The 3999-nt window shown below is 59.5% G+C and carries 4 protein-coding genes; 2 read left to right on the top strand and 2 right to left on the bottom strand.

Annotation, left to right across the window (positions count from 1 at the left end):
- Positions 1 to 87: 87 nt before the first annotated feature.
- Positions 88 to 894 (bottom strand): replication initiator protein A, encoded by an 807-nt coding sequence (locus JX325_RS13260; protein WP_204791578.1) that lies wholly within the window; start codon positions 892 to 894, stop codon positions 88 to 90.
- Between the two features lie 178 nt (positions 895 to 1072).
- Positions 1073 to 1918, bottom strand: a complete 846-nt coding sequence (locus JX325_RS13255) for a LysM peptidoglycan-binding domain-containing protein (RefSeq protein WP_204791577.1) — start codon at positions 1916 to 1918, stop codon at positions 1073 to 1075.
- A gap of 118 nt (positions 1919 to 2036) precedes the next feature.
- Here JX325_RS13255 and JX325_RS13250 point away from each other — a divergent pair, with 118 nt between their 5' ends.
- Both JX325_RS13250 and JX325_RS13245 read left to right on the top strand, forming a co-directional pair.
- Positions 2037 to 3173, top strand: coding sequence for a hypothetical protein (locus tag JX325_RS13250; protein ID WP_204791576.1), 1137 nt, complete (start codon positions 2037 to 2039; stop codon positions 3171 to 3173).
- Positions 3174 to 3329: 156 nt separating this feature from the next.
- Entirely contained in the window at positions 3330 to 3812 is a 483-nt protein-coding gene (locus JX325_RS13245) for a polymer-forming cytoskeletal protein (RefSeq protein ID WP_204791575.1), read from the top strand.
- The last annotated feature ends 187 nt before the right edge of the window (positions 3813 to 3999 follow it).

The raw sequence follows: 3999 nt of genomic DNA, 5'->3' as shown, positions 1-3999 counted from the left end.
CTTCGGAATCCCATTGCCTTCTGCCGTTTCTTTCTTCGCGGCTAGCTTAATGACATTACTCACGGTGAGACGCATTTCACGGGGGTATTAGGGGGATTCCCCCCCTAACAAGGGTCGTCTGTTTAACAGACGACATACTTGCCAGGACAGCGCCGCAAGCGGCGCCGGTTTAGGGCTTCGTCCGGGAGGCTGGTTTTCAGATAGGCTTGTCTTTCCTGAAGAAGTCCAGCACAACAGCGGAGCGCAGATTGCCCTCCGTATAAATCCCCTATTTGCTTCTCTCTGCTCGTATCGATCTATCCCCTCCAGCCTTGGTGGTCGGTGCGAAGGGATGGATAGATTGATTTGAATAAACTCTGTTTGATTCTTATTAGTCTTATTAGGGTCGGTTTTTGAAACCCCTAGAAGTCGGTTTTCTCTACCTCTTGAAGTCGGAATTTCCGACTTCTGTACGTCTGAAAAATCGACCTCTGAAACGGGCGCAGCGGAGGTGGGCTCTGCCATATTGGATATTTCTGTGTCCTCGTGAACAGATATTTTCTTGACGAAAATCTTGTCCGGCTTGCCCTGGCCCTGCTTGATTCGCTCAATCAGGCCGATACCCTTCACGGTGTCCAGCTCCGCCAGTAGCCGCATGGCCTTGTTCCGGCCACAGCCAATGTCCTGACACACTTCTTTCACGGTGTAGTAGATGTAGACCCGTCCGGCATCGTCGTGCCAGCCGTTTCTGGCGGACAGGCTCATGCGGTCCAGCAGCATACCATACAGCAGCTTGGCGGCTGTGGAAAGGCGCTTGAAGTGAGGATTATCAAAAAGCTGATGAGGCATTTTGAAAAAGATAAATTGAGCGGCTTCGTCACCGTAGAGATAATCTGACAGGATGATTTCTGACATGACTGGACCTCCTTTCCATTTCTAAATGCAAAAGGGTGCGATTTGATAGTCGCACCCTTTTGAAATCAAATGACCGCTTGTCCAAAAACACAGCTAAAATAAAGGGACCGATTCGGGTGTAGATATTGTTCCGCAAGTCCTTGATTTGCAAGGGTTTCAGCGGGTGTACCAACTTCGGTCATCCATAGGTCATCAGCAGCACCCCATCCACCGCCGCCGACACGGCGGCGTAGTCATGTCCCTCATACAGCAATCCCCTCTGCCGGGTATCCGTCTTCGGAGCCAGCGCCGCCCAGAGGAACCTCCCCTGCGCCGCCAGCAGCTGCCGCAGCCGCCCCAAAAACGCCGCGTACGCCCCCGCCAGCTGGCCCGGCAAATACTCAAAATCCACATCCAGCCCCGCGAAGTCCTTTCGCAGCACCGTTTGCAGCACCTCCGCCGCCAGCCGCCCCTGGGCCTCGTAATCCGTCAGGATAAACGCCGCCCGGCCCGTGTCAAACTGCCCCGCCTCCGTCAGCGTAGACAGGTGCATCACCGGCTTTGTCCCCCGTTCCCGGGCCGCCTCCAGCATAGCCTCGTCATCCAGCGGCAAAAGCCCGCCCTCCGCCGTGATTCCGTAGGTGAAAGGCGCCATCGCTGAAAGGTAGGGCAGCTGCTCCGCCAGCAGTTCCGGCGTGATGAAGGGATAGGCGTAGCCGTTGAACACGCCCTCCCCCAGCTTTTCGCCAAAATACGAAACCACCAGAAGCTGGCCCGCCGCCAGGGATTCCTGTCCGCCCAGGGCCCAGTTATTCCGCCACAGCTGCCGCACCGTGGTCCCGTACTGCGCGGCGATGGAGGTCAGCGTCTCCCCCGCCGCCGCGACATGAACCGCCCGGGGAAACCGCACGACCAGCGTCTGCCCAACCGCCAGGGCATAGTCCGGCGGCAGCTCGTTGTCCGCCGCCAGCTGCTTTGGGGCCACTCCATATCCGGCGGCAATGGAGTCCACGGTCTCTCCGGGACTTACTACATGGATTGTCATAAGACCTCACCTCTTTCGGAAAAGCCTATGTCCCGTCCTTTGTCCCCTATGCGAATTTCCCTGCATACCCGGTCCGCCGCCGCATATGTATGGGGCAAAGGACAAGGAGGCTTTGCGGATGAAACGACGGCGGAAGTGGCCCCGATACTTGACCCCAGGCCTGGTCTTTCAGTCCGTTCTGATAGGCGGCGGCTACGGCACCGGGGCGGAGATCGCCCGGTACTTTGGCTGCCACGGCCTGATGGGCGGGCTGCTGGCCCTGGGAGCGGCGGCGGCGGGGTGGGCCGCGCTGTGCGCCGTCACCTTCGAGTTTGTCCGGGTCTTTCGGACCTATGATTACGGCTCCATGATGAAGCGCCTTCTGGGCCGGGCCGGGTTCCTCTACGATCTCTGCTTCAACGCCATGCTTCTCCTGGTTCTGGGGGTGGTCAACGCCACCGCCGCCGCCATGATCCGCGCCCTGACGGGTCTGCCCTCCTGGGTGGGAGTGGGGCTTCTCTCACTGGGCGTGGTCCTGCTGGTCCTAAACGGCACGGAGGCCATAGAAAAAGCTCTGTCCCTCTGGGCCTATGTGCTCTACGCCGTCTTCCTCCTCTTTTTCGCCGCCGTCTTTCTCCGCTTTGGGGACGCGGTCACCGCCGAGCTCCGGAGGGCGGAGATCGGTTCCGGCTGGTTCCTCAGCGGCCTGCGCTATGCCTCCTATAACCTCATCTGCGTTTCCATGATCCTCTACACCATCCGGGACCTTCAAAACCGCCGGGAGGCTGTGGCCTGCGGCGTTCTGGCCGGAATCCTGGGGGCCGCCCCCGNCCTGCCGCTGCTGCTGGCCATGGGCTGCGACCTGCCGGCGGTCTTGGCCTCCGAAACGCCGGTGACCGCCATTTTTGAGCGGCTGGATATACCCTGGCTCTACGTCCTCTTTGAAATCGTCCTTTTCGGCACACTTGTCGAAACCGCCGCCGGATTCATCAAGGCCCTGGAGGACCGGGTGGAGCAGTCCCTCTTTCGAGGCCGCTCCCTTCGGCCAAACCGGCCCGCTTCCTCCGGGCCTGCTCCGTCCGGTTCCTCTTGGCCCTGGCTGGCCCGGCCTCTTATCACCGGGGCCGTGACGGCCCTGGGCGTCTGCGTCTCCACCTTCGGCCTGACAGACCTCATCGACAAAGGCTATGGCGCTATCTGCNACGGCGCGCTGCTTCTTTTTGCCCTGCCCATGCTGACGGCAGGGGTCCGCATGATCCGGCGGAATGGGGCCTGACGGCTTTTCGACCCTTTCGCCCCTTCTTCTCCCCCGCCCTTCCAAAATACGCCCTCTTTTTTTGGCAGCCTCTCAGAGACTTTGTCCCTGCTCGGGCTTGTAATTCCCGGCGTATTATGGTATACTAACCTCACTTTTGCAGACGAGGTGAGTGAAATGGCTTTTTTTGGAGGACAGCCCAAGACCGCCCCCGCCATGGAATCCCAGACCGATCATGACCAGCGGGAAGGCGCCGACATCCCCGAGCTCCCCGAGCCCCGGAGCAGCACCGTCATCGCCAAGGACCTGATTGTCACCGGCAGGCTCAGCGGAGAGGGCGTGGTCCAAATCGAGGGCACCGTAGAAGGCGAGGTCAACCTGAAGGGCTATGTCATCGTGACGGCCACCGGCAAGGTGAAGGGCCCCGTGGAGGCCGACGTGATCCGCGTCGCCGGCCAGGTGGAGGGCAATTTGGTCTCCCACGACCATATCCAGCTGGAACGCACCGGCACCATCAACGGCGACGTAACCACCGTTTCCTTTGTCATCGAAAACGGCGGCCGCCTCAATGGACGGACCACCATGGTTTCCGAGCAGCCGTCCACGCCCCATGTAGAGGGCCTGGCTCCGTCCCAGCCCGAGGAGGCTGACGGCGACTGAGCGTTTACATCCAGAAAAGGAACTTGCCCCATCCGGTGAAAATACTTTTCGCCGGATGGGGCAAACTTGATTTGTTCACACTTTTTCTGTAAAATACTGTGAAAAGAGAAAAAGAAAGGAGGGCTTTTTCCATGCCCTTTACATTCCNGTTCGGCGGTCCCAACGCCTTTGGAGGGGGGTTCAATCC

It is taken from the genome of Oscillibacter sp. CU971 (assembly GCF_905219725.1).
Lineage (GTDB): Bacteria > Bacillota > Clostridia > Oscillospirales > Oscillospiraceae > Oscillibacter.
This window is presented reverse-complemented; position numbering and strand designations above follow the sequence as displayed.